The sequence below is a fragment of the Streptomyces sp. NPDC006384 genome (genome assembly GCF_042870695.1).
Taxonomy (GTDB): Bacteria; Actinomycetota; Actinomycetes; order Streptomycetales; family Streptomycetaceae; genus Streptomyces.
Genome location: NZ_JBIAHR010000002.1, coordinates 277,567 through 290,238, shown reverse-complemented (window position 1 = coordinate 290,238; position 12,672 = coordinate 277,567). Strand labels below are relative to the sequence as shown.

At 70.7% G+C, this 12,672-nt stretch carries 11 protein-coding genes; 8 read left to right on the top strand and 3 right to left on the bottom strand.

What is annotated here, in order from left to right:
• Positions 1-8: 8 nt before the first annotated feature.
• From ACFYOJ_RS03375 to ACFYOJ_RS03345, 7 genes are all read left to right on the top strand, one after another.
• Complete coding sequence (locus tag ACFYOJ_RS03375) at positions 9-1,055, top strand: ABC transporter ATP-binding protein (protein ID WP_356550564.1); 1,047 nt, start codon at positions 9-11, stop codon at positions 1,053-1,055.
• Complete coding sequence (locus ACFYOJ_RS03370) at positions 1,048-2,196, top strand: dipeptide ABC transporter ATP-binding protein (protein WP_356550563.1); 1,149 nt, start codon at positions 1,048-1,050, stop codon at positions 2,194-2,196. The genes ACFYOJ_RS03375 and ACFYOJ_RS03370 overlap by 8 nt, the downstream gene beginning before the upstream one ends.
• A 181-nt stretch (positions 2,197-2,377) precedes the next feature.
• On the top strand, positions 2,378-4,003 hold the full coding sequence (locus ACFYOJ_RS03365) for an ABC transporter substrate-binding protein (RefSeq protein ID WP_356550562.1): 1,626 nt from the start codon (positions 2,378-2,380) through the stop codon (positions 4,001-4,003).
• A gap of 9 nt (positions 4,004-4,012) precedes the next feature.
• Complete coding sequence (locus ACFYOJ_RS03360) at positions 4,013-4,936, top strand: ABC transporter permease (RefSeq protein ID WP_356550560.1); 924 nt, start codon at positions 4,013-4,015, stop codon at positions 4,934-4,936.
• Complete coding sequence (locus ACFYOJ_RS03355; protein ID WP_356550558.1) at positions 4,929-5,912, top strand: ABC transporter permease; 984 nt, start codon at positions 4,929-4,931, stop codon at positions 5,910-5,912. The genes ACFYOJ_RS03360 and ACFYOJ_RS03355 overlap by 8 nt, the downstream gene beginning before the upstream one ends.
• 8 nt (positions 5,913-5,920) lie before the next feature.
• Positions 5,921-6,904, top strand: a complete 984-nt coding sequence (locus tag ACFYOJ_RS03350; protein WP_356550557.1) for an ABC transporter ATP-binding protein — start codon at positions 5,921-5,923, stop codon at positions 6,902-6,904.
• Positions 6,897-8,003 carry a dipeptide ABC transporter ATP-binding protein gene (locus ACFYOJ_RS03345; protein ID WP_356550555.1) on the top strand — a complete coding sequence of 369 codons (1,107 nt, stop codon included), beginning with the start codon at positions 6,897-6,899 and terminating at the stop codon, positions 8,001-8,003. Before ACFYOJ_RS03350 ends, ACFYOJ_RS03345 begins: the two co-directional genes overlap by 8 nt.
• A 128-nt stretch (positions 8,004-8,131) precedes the next feature.
• On the opposite strand, the gene ACFYOJ_RS03340 is transcribed toward ACFYOJ_RS03345, so the two are convergent.
• The gene (locus tag ACFYOJ_RS03340) at positions 8,132-10,246 is read right to left on the bottom strand and encodes a prolyl oligopeptidase family serine peptidase (RefSeq protein WP_356550553.1); all 2,115 of its coding nucleotides are present in this window, start codon (positions 10,244-10,246) and stop codon (positions 8,132-8,134) included.
• 207 nt (positions 10,247-10,453) lie between these two features.
• On the opposite strand from ACFYOJ_RS03340, the gene ACFYOJ_RS03335 reads away from it, so the two are divergent.
• The gene (locus ACFYOJ_RS03335) at positions 10,454-10,648 is read left to right on the top strand and encodes a hypothetical protein (RefSeq protein ID WP_356550551.1); all 195 of its coding nucleotides are present in this window, start codon (positions 10,454-10,456) and stop codon (positions 10,646-10,648) included.
• A gap of 48 nt (positions 10,649-10,696) precedes the next feature.
• Here the strand turns inward: ACFYOJ_RS03335 and ACFYOJ_RS03330 are convergent, their stop codons facing one another.
• A complete protein-coding gene (locus ACFYOJ_RS03330; protein WP_356550549.1) occupies positions 10,697-11,137 on the bottom strand; it encodes a TIGR03618 family F420-dependent PPOX class oxidoreductase in 441 nt (146 codons plus the stop codon).
• 43 nt (positions 11,138-11,180) lie between these two features.
• On the bottom strand, positions 11,181-12,659 hold the full coding sequence (locus ACFYOJ_RS03325; RefSeq protein WP_356550547.1) for a DHA2 family efflux MFS transporter permease subunit: 1,479 nt from the start codon (positions 12,657-12,659) through the stop codon (positions 11,181-11,183).
• Between the last annotated feature and the right edge of the window lie 13 nt (positions 12,660-12,672).

Genomic DNA, 12,672 nt, shown 5'->3' with positions numbered 1-12,672 from the left:
AGGCGTACATGACCATCATCGATGAAACGGCCGAGAGCCCCGCGCCGGACACCGGCCGGCCGCTGCTCGAAGTCCGTGACCTGCACGTGGAGTTCCGTACCCGTGACGGGGTCGCCAAGGCCGTCAACGGCGTCAACTACTCCGTCGCCGCGGGCGAGACGCTCGCCGTGCTCGGCGAGTCCGGCTCCGGCAAGTCCGTCACCGCCCAGGCCGTCATGGGCATCCTCGACATGCCGCCCGGCAGCATCCCCCGGGGGGAGATCCTCTTCCGCGGCCAGGACATGCTGAAGATGTCCAACGAGGAGCGCCGGAAGATACGCGGCCGGAAGATCGCGATGATCTTCCAGGACGCGCTGTCCTCGCTGAACCCGGTGCTCTCCGTGGGCTACCAGCTCGGCGAGATGTTCCGCGTCCACCAGGGCCTGTCCAAGAAGGAGGCCAAGGCCAAGTCGGTCGAGCTGATGGACCGGGTGAAGATCCCGGCCGCCGCGGCCCGGGTCGACGACTACCCGCACCAGTTCTCGGGCGGTATGCGCCAGCGCATCATGATCGCGATGGCGCTCGCCCTGGAACCGGACCTGATCATCGCCGACGAGCCGACCACGGCCCTCGACGTGACCGTCCAGGCCCAGGTCATGGACCTGCTCGCGGAGCTCCAGCGCGAGTACAACATGGGTCTGATCCTGATCACCCACGACCTCGGCGTCGTCGCCGACGTCGCGGACAAGATCGCGGTGATGTACGCGGGGCGGATCGTGGAGACCGCTCCCGTGCACGAGCTGTACAAGCGGCCCGCGCACCCCTACACCAAGGGTCTGCTCGACTCGATCCCGCGTCTGGACCAGAAGGGCCAGGAGCTGTACGCGATCAAGGGACTGCCGCCCAACCTGACGCGCATCCCGTCCGGCTGCGCCTTCAACCCGCGGTGTCCGCAGGCGCAGGACATCTGCCGTACGGACGTCCCGCCGCTGTTCCCCGTCACCGAGCGGGACGGCGGCGAGCTGGCCGGCCGCGGCAGCGCGTGCCACTTCTGGAAGGAGACGATCCATGGCTGAGCTGAGGAAGACGGACGAGCCCATGGACGCCACCCCCAACGTCGCCGAGGTCGAGACGGTCGACGCCGCGACCGAGGAGGAGGCGGTGTCCGCGATCGAGGCGCCCGTCGACCGGGGCGAGCCGATCCTCCAGGTGCGCAACCTGGTGAAGCACTTCCCGCTGACCCAGGGCATCCTGTTCAAGCGCCAGGTCGGTGCGGTCAAGGCCGTGGACGGCATCTCCTTCGACCTCTACCAGGGCGAGACGCTCGGCATCGTGGGCGAGTCCGGCTGTGGCAAGTCCACGGTCGCCAAGCTCCTGATGATGCTGGAGAAGGCGACCGCGGGCGAGATCTTCTACAAGGGCCAGGACATCACCAAGCTGTCCGGGCGTGCGCTGAAGGCGGTCCGGCGGAACATCCAGATGGTGTTCCAGGACCCGTACACCTCGCTGAACCCCCGTATGACGGTGGGCGACATCATCGGGGAGACCTTCGAGATCCACCCGGAGGTGGCGCCGAAGGGCGACCGGCGCAAGCGGGTCCAGGACCTGCTGGACGTGGTCGGTCTCAACCCGGAGTACATCAACCGCTACCCGCACCAGTTCTCCGGCGGTCAGCGCCAGCGCATCGGCATCGCCCGCGGCCTGGCCCTCAACCCCGAGATCATCATCTGCGACGAGCCGGTCTCCGCGCTGGACGTGTCCGTCCAGGCACAGGTCATCAACCTGATGGAGAAGCTGCAGGACGAGTTCAACCTGTCCTACCTCTTCATCGCGCACGACCTGTCGATCGTCCGGCACATCTCGGACCGCGTGGGCGTGATGTACCTCGGCAAGATGGCCGAGATCGGCACGGACACGCAGATCTACGACCACCCGACGCACCCCTACACCCAGGCGCTGCTGTCGGCGGTCCCGGTCCCCGACCCGGAGACCCGCGAGGGCCGGGAGCGGATCATCCTCACCGGCGACGTGCCGTCCCCGGCCAACCCGCCCTCGGGCTGCCGCTTCCGCACCCGGTGCTGGAAGGCGCAGGACAAGTGCGCCGAGGAGGTCCCGCTGCTGGCGGTCCCGGAGCGCTTCAAGGCGTCGGACTCCCCGGCGGCCCACGAGTCGGCGTGCCACTTCGCCGAGGAGAAGGACGTCGTCCACGCGGCCTGATCCCGATCGCCCCGTCGACCGGTTCCCGTCACCTGCCCAGGTGACGGGAACCGGTCGTTTCCGTTCCGGGGGAGGGGGCGGATCTCCCCGGACGGCGGGAGCAGACGTGCGGGGCACCGGCCCTGTGCCGATATTGGCTGGAGCAGGCCGGAGAACGCGACGAGGCACCGGGAGGCACTCCATGCGCGGAGCCACACACGCCAGACGGGCCGCATGCGCGGTGGCGGCAGCCCTCGCGGCGACGGCCTGCGGGGGCGGCGGCAGCGGGAGCGGCGGCGACGCGGTCCTCAGCTCCTCCTGGGGCGACCCGCAGAACCCGCTGGAGCCGGCCAACACCAACGAGGTGCAGGGCGGCAAGGTCATGGACATGATCTTCCGAGGGCTGAAGAAGTACGACCCGAAGACCGGCGAGGCGAAGGACATGCTCGCCGAGAAGATCGAGACGTCGGACTCGCAGAACTACACCATCACCGTCAAGGACGGCTGGACCTTCAGCAACGGCGAGAAGGTGACCGCCCGGTCCTTCGTCGACGCCTGGAACTACGGCGCGAGCCTGAAGAACAACCAGCGCAACGCCTACTTCTTCGCCTACATCGACGGCTACGACAAGGTGCACCCCGAGGACGGGGGCAAGCAGAGCGCCGACACGCTCTCCGGGCTGAAGGTCACCGGCCCGCGCACCTTCACCGTCAGGCTCAGCCAGAAGTTCTCCGGCTTCCCCGACACCCTCGGCTACGCCGCCTTCGCCCCCCTGCCCAGGGCGTTCTTCGACGACCACGCCGGCTGGCTGAAGAAGCCGGTCGGCAACGGCCCGTACCAGGTCGACACCTACGCCCGCGGCTCCCAGATGTCCCTGCGCAAGTGGGAGCAGTACCCCGGTCCCGACAAGGCGCGGAACGGCGGCGTCGACCTGAAGGTCTACACCGACAACAACACCGCCTACACCGACCTGATGGCCGGCAACCTCGACCTCGTCGACGACGTCCCCGCCGCCCAGCTCAAGAACGTCAGGAGCGACCTCGGCGACCGGTACATCAACACCCCGGCCGGCATCCTCCAGACCCTCGCCTTCCCCTACTACGACAAGAACTGGAACAAGCCCGGCGCGGAGAAGGTCCGCAAGGGCCTGTCCATGGCGATCGACCGCAGGCAGATCACCGAGACGATCTTCCACAACACCCGCACCCCGGCCACCGACTGGACCTCGCCCGTGCTCGGCGAGGACGGCGGCTACAAGGCCGGCCTGTGCGGCGAGGCCTGCGAGTACAAGCCCGACGAGGCCAAGAAGCTGATCAGGGAGGGCGGCGGACTGCCCGGCGGCCAGGTCAGGATCACCTACAACGCCGACACCGGCTCCCACCAGCAGTGGGTCGACGCGGTCTGCAACTCCATCAACAACGCCCTGGACAACGACCGCGCCTGCGTCGGCAACCCCGTCGGCACCTTCGCGGACTTCCGCAACCAGATCACCGACCGGAAGATGAGCGGCCCCTTCCGCGCCGGCTGGCAGATGGACTACCCGCTCATCCAGAACTTCCTCCAGCCGCTCTACTACACGGGCGCCTCCTCCAACGACGGCAAGTGGTCCGACAAGAAGTTCGACGACCTCGTCGACAAGGCCAACGGCGAGACCGACACCGCCAAGGCCGTCCAGGCCTTCCAGCAGGCCGAGGAGGTCGTCCGGGACAACATGGCCGCCATTCCGCTCTGGTACCAGAACGGCAGCGCCGGCTACTCGCAGCGGCTGTCCGGCGTCGAGCTCAACCCCTTCAGCGTCCCCGTCTACAACGAGATCAAGGTCGGCTGAGGAGGCGCCATGGGACGGTACGTCGTCCGGCGGCTGCTCCAGATGATCCCGGTCTTCATCGGGGCCACGCTGCTGATCTTCCTGATGGTCAACGTGATGGGCGACCCCGTCGCCGGCCTGTGCGGCGACCGGGAGTGCGACCCGGCGACCGCGGCCCGGCTGCGGCACGAGTTCGGCCTCGACCAGCCCGTGTGGCGGCAGTACGCCACCTACATGGGCAACGTCTTCACCGGCGACTTCGGCACCGCCTTCAACGGCCGGCCGGTCACCGAGCTGATGGGCACGGCGTTCCCGGTCACCGTCCGGCTGACCGTCGTCGCGGTCGTCTTCGAGATCGTCATCGGCATCGCGCTCGGCGTCGTCACCGGCCTGCGCCGCGGACGCCCCGTCGACACCGGGGTGCTGCTGCTCACCCTCGTCGTCATCTCCGTCCCCACCTTCGTCACCGGCCTGCTGCTCCAGCTCCTGCTCGGCGTCAAGTGGGGCTGGATCGGCCCGGCCGTCTCCCCCGAGGCCCCCTTCGGCGAGCTGATCGTCCCGGGCCTGGTCCTCGCCTCCGTCTCCCTCGCCTACGTGACCCGGCTGACCCGCACCTCCATCGCCGAGAACCGGCGCTCCGACTACGTCCGCACGGCCGTCGCCAAGGGACTGCCCCGCCGCCGGGTCGTCGTACGGCACCTGCTGCGCAACTCCCTCATCCCCGTGGTCACCTTCATCGGCACCGACATCGGCGCCCTGATGGGCGGCGCCATCGTCACCGAGCGGATCTTCAACATCCACGGCGTCGGCTACCAGCTCTACCAGGGCATCCTGCGCCAGAACACGCAGACGGTGGTCGGCTTCGTCACCGTCCTGGTCCTGGTCTTCCTGGTCGCCAACCTCGTCGTCGACCTCCTGTACGCCGTACTCGACCCGAGGATCCGCTATGCCTGAACAGGAGCCCTACGAACCCGAACGCGCCATCGCCGGTACCGGCATGGGCGGCACGATGGACCTCGGCGCCAGCGAGGCCGTCAGCCTGGAGAAGCCTCCGGAGGGCCCCGACGGCACCGGCCCCCGGGACAGGCCCCGCAGCCTGTGGTCCGACGCCTGGCACGACCTGCGCCGCAACCCGGTCTTCATCGTCTCGGCCCTGGTCATCCTCTTCCTGATCGTCATCTCCCTCTGGCCGTCCCTGATCGCCTCCGGCAGCCCCCTCAAGTGCGACCTCGCCAAGGCCCAGGAGGGCTCCCAGGCCGGCCACCCCTTCGGCTTCAACGGCCAGGGCTGCGACGTCTACACCCGCACCGTCTACGGCGCCCGCACCTCGGTCGCCGTCGGCGTCCTCGCCACGCTCGGGGTCGCCGTCCTCGGCAGCGTCCTCGGCGGCCTGGCCGGCTTCTTCGGCGGGGCGGGCGACGCGGTCCTGTCCCGCATCACCGACGTCTTCTTCGCCATCCCCGTCGTGCTGGGCGGCCTCGTCCTGCTCTCCGTCATCACCAGCAACACCGTCTGGCCGGTCATCGGCTTCATCGTGCTGCTCGGCTGGCCGCAGATCTCCCGCATCGCCCGCGGCTCCGTCATCACCGCCAAGCAGAACGACTACGTCCAGGCCGCCCGCGCCCTCGGCGCCTCCAACTCCCGCCTCCTGCTGCGCCACATCGCGCCCAACGCCGTCGCCCCCGTCATCGTCGTGGCCACCATCGCGCTCGGCACCTACATCTCCCTGGAGGCGACGCTGTCCTTCCTCGGCGTCGGCCTCAAACCGCCCAGCGTCTCCTGGGGAATCGACATCTCCGCCGCCGCCCCCTACGTACGCAACGCCCCGCACGCCCTGCTGTGGCCCTCCGGGGCGCTGGCCGTCACCGTCCTCGCGTTCATCATGCTCGGCGACGCGGTGCGCGACGCCCTCGACCCGAAGCTGAGGTGAGCCGCCGCATGCTGCTCGAAGTACGCGACCTGCACGTGGAGTTCCGCACCCGCGACGGGATCGCCAAGGCCGTCAACGGCGTCAGCTACGGCGTGGACGCCGGCGAGACCCTGGCCGTCCTCGGCGAGTCCGGCTCCGGCAAGTCCGTCACCGCCCAGGCCGTCATGGGCATCCTCGACACGCCGCCCGGCCGGATCACCGGCGGGGAGGTCCTCTTCGAGGGCCGGGACCTGCTGAAGCTGAAGGAGGAGGAGCGCCGCAAGGTCCGGGGCGCCGAGATGGCGATGATCTTCCAGGACGCGCTGTCCTCGCTGAACCCGGTCCTCACCGTCGGCGACCAGCTCGGCGAGATGTTCACCGTGCACCGGGGCATGTCCCGCAAGGACGCCCGCGCCAAGGCCGTCGAACTCATGGACCGGGTCCGCATCCCGGCCGCGAAGGAGCGGGTGCGGCAGTACCCGCACCAGTTCTCCGGCGGCATGCGCCAGCGCATCATGATCGCGATGGCGATGGCCCTCGAACCCAAGCTGATCATCGCCGACGAGCCGACCACCGCCCTCGACGTCACCGTCCAGGCCCAGGTCATGGACCTCCTCGCGGAACTCCGGCGCGAACTGGGCATGGGCCTGATCCTCATCACCCACGACCTCGGCGTGGTCGCCGACGTCGCCGACCGGATCGCCGTCATGTACGCGGGCCGGATCGTGGAGACCGCCCCCGTCCACGACATCTACAAGGCCCCCGCCCACCCCTACACCCGCGGCCTGCTGGAGTCGATCCCGCGTCTGGACCAGAAGGGGCAGGAGCTCTACGCCATCAAGGGCCTGCCGCCCAACCTCACCCGCATCCCGCCCGGCTGCGCCTTCCACCCCCGCTGCCCGATGGCCCGGGACGTCTGCCGCACCGACGTGCCGCCCCTGTACGAGGTGACGGAGTCCGGCGCGGAGCGGGGCAGCGCCTGCCACTTCTGGAGGGAGTGCCTGCATGGCTGAGCCGATCCTTCAGGTCAGAGGGCTGGTCAAGCACTACCCGCTGACCTCCGGCATCCTCTTCAGGAAGCAGGTCGGCGCCGTCAAGGCGGTCGACGGCGTCGACTTCGACCTGGCCCGCGGCGAGACCCTCGGCATCGTCGGCGAGTCCGGCTGCGGCAAGTCCACGGTCGCCAGGATGCTGGTCAACCTGGAGCGGCCGACGGCCGGCGAGATCCGTTACAAGGGCGAGGACATCACCCGCCTGTCGGGCCGGGCCCTGAAAGCCGTACGCCGCAACATCCAGATGGTCTTCCAGGACCCCTACACCTCCCTCAACCCCCGCATGACGGTCGGCGACATCATCGGGGAGGCCTACGACATCCACCCCGAGGTGGCCCCCAAGGGGGACCGGCGCAGAAGGGTCCAGCACCTGCTGGACGTGGTCGGCCTCAACCCGGAGTACATCAACCGCTACCCCCACCAGTTCTCCGGCGGCCAGCGCCAGCGCATCGGCATCGCCCGCGGACTCGCCCTGCGCCCGGAGATCATCGTCGCCGACGAGCCGGTCTCCGCCCTCGACGTGTCCGTCCAGGCCCAGGTCATCAACCTGATGGGCCGCCTCCAGGACGAGTTCGACCTCTCCTACGTCTTCATCGCCCACGACCTGTCCATCGTCCGCCACATCTCGGACCGGATCGGGGTGATGTACCTCGGCCGCATCGTGGAGACGGGCCGCGACACCGAGATCTACGACCACCCCACGCACCCCTACACCCAGGCGCTGCTGTCCGCCGTCCCCGTGCCCGACCCGGAGGCCCGGGAACACCGCGAGCGGATCATCCTGACCGGTGACGTGCCCTCCCCGGCCGACATCCCCTCGGGCTGCCGCTTCCGCACCCGCTGCTGGAAGGCGCGGGAGCGGTGCGCGCTGGAGGTGCCGGCGCTGGCGGTGCCGGCCGGGTTCCGGGACACCTCCGGCCCCGCCGCGCACGACTCGGCGTGCCACTTCGCGGAGGAGAAACAGGTGGTGCCGCACGAGGAACCCGGCCCGCGGCACCCGCGCGGCGCGCACCGGGAGGACAGCGGGAGCGCGGGCGGACAGGGGGACGGGCCGGGGTGACATGGCGCACCCCGGCCCGCTCACGGCACCCGCACGGCCGTACGTCGTCCAGCATCGGGCGTTTGCGTGTCCGGGCCGCTTCCGCGGAGTTGCCCGCGTGTTAAGGCTGTTGACCCGTACGGCAGGCCTCAGGACAGCGACCGCTTCAGGAAGTCCACCTGGAGCCGCAGCAGGTTCTCGGCGACCGACTCCTGCGGCGTCATGTGCGTGACGCCGGACAGGGGCAGCACCTCGTGCGGGCGGCCGGCCGCCAGCAGGGCCGAGGACAGGCGCAGGGAGTGGGCGACCACCACGTTGTCGTCCGCCAGCCCATGGATGATCATCATCGGGCGGTGCGGCTCGGCCGCGTCCACCAGGCCCGCGTCGTCGATCAGCGAGTTGCGGCGGTAGACCTCCGGCTGCTCGTCGGGCCGGCCCAGGTACCGCTCCTGATAGTGCGTGTCGTAGAGCCGCAGGTCGGTGACCGGGGCGCCGACGACCGCCGCGTGGAAGACGTCCGGCCGGCGCAGCACCGCCAGCGCCGCCAGATAGCCGCCGAAGGACCAGCCCCGGACGGCCACCCGGCCCAGGTCGAGCGGGAAGTCCCCGGCGAGGGCCTGGAGGGCGTCGACCTGGTCCTGGAGCACGACGGCGGCCAGGTCGTCCTTGACGGCCTTCTCCCAGGCGGGCGAGTGCCCAGGGGTGCCGCGGCCGTCGGCGACGATCACGGCGAAACCCTGGTCGGCGAACCACTGGGAGGTGAGGTGCGCGTTGTGGGCGGCCACCACGCGCTGGCCGTGCGGACCGCCATAGGGGTCGAGCAGCACCGGGAGCGAGGTGTCACCGTGGTAGTCCGTCGGCATAAGCACGGCGCACGGGATACGGCGTGCGCCCCCTCGGGTGAGGGTCACGCGCGGGGACAGACCGGGACGTTCCGCATGCGACGCGACGGTCGCCACCAGCTTCCCGTCCCGCAGGACCCGCACCCGTGCCCCCGGCCGGTCGAGCGTCGCGGAGACCAGAACGGTCACGCCCCCGGCGCGCACCGCCGAGTGCACGCCGGGCTCCTGCGAGACGCGTTCCACACCGAGTTCGTTCACCCGGTAGACGTGGATCTCACCGGTCTCCGCGTCGGCCGCCTCCTCGCCCGCCGACGCGGAGACCAGCACGTCGTCGGCGGAGACGTCCAGCACCGCGCGCAGGTGCAGCTGCGCTCCGGTCAGCGCCCGGTCACCGACCGCCAGCACCCGTGCCCCGCCCTCGTCGGCGATCCGCACGAGCTGTCCGGAGGGACTCCAGCAGGGCACACCGGGGAAGAGTTCCAGCCAATCCGGATCCTCGTCCGCGTGCACCATCCGGGTCGCCCCCGACTCGGTGTCCACCGCCAGGAACAACTGGCTGCGCTGGTCGCGCGCCTGTACGAGGAGCAGCGGCGCACCCGCCCCTGACCAGTGCACCCGCGCCAGGTACGGATACCGCGCCCGGTCCCAGAGGACCTCCGTGCGCCCCCCGTCCAGGCCGACCGCGAACAGCCGTACGTCCGCGTTGGCGGTGCCCGCCGCCGGGTACGGAACGTGGCGTGGGTCACGTCCGGGGTGGGCGGGGTCGGCGATCCACCAGCGCTGCACCGGCGTGTCGTCCACCCGCGCCACCAGCAGCCGGTCGGACTCCGGACCCCACCAGAAACCCCGCGTCCGCCCCATCTCCTCGGCGGCGACGAACTCGGCCAGCCCGTACGTGACGCCCTCGGCGTCCGGCTCGGCCAGCGCCCTGTCCCCGTCGCCCTCGGCGCCCACGACCCGCAGGGCACCCCGGGCGACGTAGGCGATGTGCCGGCCGTCGGGGGAGGGGCGCGGGTCGATCACCGGCCCGGGGACGGGCAGTTCACGGGCTGTCCCGGCCCGCAGCTCGGCCGTGAACAGCCGCCCCGACAGGGCGAAGGCGGCCAGTTCGACGGCCGCGTCGGTGGCGTGGCCGACGATGCCGGCCCCGCCCTCGCGGCTGCGTTCGCGCCGTGCCCGCTCCTCGGGCGACAGGCGTTCCTCGGCGCCGCCCAGGAGGGCGCGCGGGTCGGCCGCGAGGCGCTCCTCGCCGTCCGCGACGTCGAGGACCCAGAGCGCGTTGGCCCGGTCCGTACCGGAGCCGGAGCGCAGGAAGGCGACCCGTGAACCGTCGGGCGCCACGGTGAACGAACGCGGCGCGCCGAGCGTGAAACGCTGGGTGCGGGCGTGCCGTTGGGGGAAGGAGTCGGGCTCGGTCGTCATGCCCTGACCATATTGGCCATGCGCCCCCTTGTGCGGCTGTGCGCCGATCGATGCGCGCGTGTGGATAGTTATGATCACTGGCGCATGGTGGGTAACAACTGGGTGCCCGCTGCGCGGATTTATCTGCTCCTGTGTTCCCGAAGCGTTCCGATAGTCCGACCGCGTCCGACCTTCCCGTGTCCCTGGGTTCTTTGGAGGTGAGCCGCCGTGGCACTCTCGATCTCGGCGGTGGTGCTGCTGGCGATCATCGTCTTCCTGCTGGTCAGGAAGTCAGGTCTGAAAGCGGGGCACGCGGTCGTCTGCGTGCTGCTCGGCTTCTACCTGGCCTCCTCGACCATCGCGCCCACGATCAGCGAGGTGACGACGAACATCGCGGGGATGATCGGAAGCATCAAGTTCTGACACCGCGTCCGTCGGAGGGCCGGCGGGCGGCGGTCGTTCTTCCTCGGCTCAGTCCTGGGCGGCGACGTCCAGGGCGGTCCCGTACAGCCGGGAGACCCTGAGGAGGATCACCACGCGGCGGTCGGGCAGCGGCTGCTCGCCGGGGGCCGCCCCGTCGGCCGGGTCCACGATCTCCGCCTCGCCCTCCGCCACGGCGAACGACCAGACGTCCGGACCGCTGACGTGCAGTGAGGCGTGCGGGTCACGGCGCAGCCGACGGACCTTGAGACGGTCGGCGGTGGAGGAGATGCGCAGGACGCGCTCCTCGGCGTCCCAGTCGTAGAGGACGGTCGACAGATGCGGGTGCCCGCTGCTCCTGACGCTCGCGAGTACGCCGAACCGCTGCCGGGCCAGCAGCTCGGAGAGTTCCCGGTCGGTGAGCGCCCGGGGGGCCGGGCCGTCGTTCCTGGTGGTGCCCGCGGGGGTTCCGGTGGAGGTGTTCTCGCTCATGGGGATCGGCCTTTCTGCGGTCGGTGCGGAACGGGAGGACGGGTCACACGGCAGCGGAGCGGCCGCGCAGCGTGGTGAAGGCGACGGCGAACGCGGTGATCAGAAGACCCGCGCCGACCGCGAAGGCGAGGTGGTAGCCGCCGGTCAGCGCCTCGGCGGCCGTCCGGCCGTCCGCCGTCAGCCTCTCGGTGCGGGAGGCGGCCAGAGTGGACAGGACCGCGACGCCCAGGGCCATGCCGATCTGCTGGGTGGTGTTGAACAGGCCGGACACGAGACCGGCGTCCTCCTCGCTCGCGCCGGACATGCCGAGCGCGGTCAGCGCCGGCAGCGCGAGGCCGAAACCCGCGGCGAGCAGCATGACCGGGAGGAGGTCGACGGCGTAATCGGCCCGGACGGGGAGCCGGGTGAGGAGGCCGAGGACGCCGACGAGGAGCACGATGCCCGCCAGCAGGACGTTGCGCTCACCGAAGCGGGCGTTGAGGCGGGCCGAGACTCCCAGGGAGACCGCGCCGATCACGACGGCTGCCGGGAGCATCGCGAGACCCGTCCCGGTGGCACCGTATCCGAGCACCTTCTGGAGGTAGAGGGCGACGAGGATCTGGAAGGAGAAGAGCGCGGCGACCATCAGGAACTGGACAAGGTTGGCGCCGGAGACGCTGCGTGAGCGGAAGACCCTCAGCGGCATGAGCGGGTTCCTCGCGGTGGCCTGACGCCCGAGGAACGCGGCGATCAGTACGGCGGCCAGGGCGCCGAGTCCGAGGGTGTGCCCCGATGCCCAGCCGTGTTCCTCGGCCTCGACGACGGTGTAGATGCCGAGCATCAGGCCGGCGGTGACCAGGAGCGCGCCGAGGACGTCCGCGCCCGCCCCGAGGCCGAGGCCGCGGTCGCGGGGCAGGACGCGGACGGCGACCACGAGGGCCGCGATGCCGATCGGCAGGTTGATGAGGAAGATCCAGTGCCAGGTGAGCACGTCGGTGAGGACCCCGCCGAGGACCTGTCCGAGGGACGCGCCCGCCGCGCCGGTGAAGCTGAACACGGCGATGGCCCTGGCGCGCTCCCGGGGTTCGGTGAACAGCGTCACGAGAATGCCCAGGCTGACGGCGGAGGCCAGCGCGCTGCCGACGCCCTGGAGAAAGCGGGCGGCGATCAGCGCGGCGGGTGAGGCGGCCGCGCCGGCCAGCAGCGAGGCGGCGGTGAAGACGGCGACGCCGGCCAGGAACACGCGCCTGCGGCCGATCAGATCGCCGAGCCGGCCGGCCAGCAGGAGCAGGCTGCCGAACGCGATGAGGTAGGCGTTGACGACCCAGCTGAGGCCGGCGGGGGTGAAGTCCAGGTCGTTCTGGATGGCCGGCATCGCCACGGTCACGATGGATCCGTCCAGGACGGTCATCAGCATCCCGGTGGCGATGACTCCGAGAGCGAGCCGGCGCCTGCGCGGGCCGACGGGGCCGGCGGGGCCGGTGGGGCCGGCGGGGTCGGTGGAAAGAGCGGGCGACGGCGCGGAGCCGGATACGGCAGACATGCGCTCTCCTGTC